We start from the raw sequence: 354 nt of genomic DNA, 5'->3' as shown, positions 1-354 counted from the left end.
CTACAAGCACCGCAAGCCGTTTGAGGCCTGGGACGTCATGCTCAGGGAGCATCACGACGGCTATATCGACTGGGCCGTCTTCATCTCGCCAACTGGGAGATCACCAATATGATTGCGGAACATCGAGGCAACTGTGTCGGAACGCAGGAGGCGCTCACCGCGATATGTTCCATTTCCAAGAAGCATGCGCAGAAACGTCATGTAGTTGTTTGGCGTGCTGAACAAGCCTCCTCCGCCCATGAAGAACTCTGGGCGCTGGTTCATCTCAAACGGTTCCGGCTTGAGACTTCCATCACCTTGACGACGGTGTAACGTCGCGACCCGTCGCTTCTGTGCGGTGCCGATAAGAAACCC

Annotated in this window: 1 pseudogene; it reads right to left on the bottom strand. The window is 55.9% G+C overall.

The features are described 5' to 3' along the window. Window positions 1-60: 60 nt before the first annotated feature. Window positions 61-354, bottom strand: a pseudogene (locus NCT32_RS37140) (serine hydrolase); the annotation flags it as partial.

Source organism: Caballeronia sp. INML2, assembly GCF_023631365.1.
Taxonomy (GTDB): domain Bacteria; phylum Pseudomonadota; class Gammaproteobacteria; order Burkholderiales; family Burkholderiaceae; genus Caballeronia; species Caballeronia turbans.
Note: the sequence above shows the minus strand (reverse complement) of the source record. Positions and strands in the feature narration are given on the sequence as shown.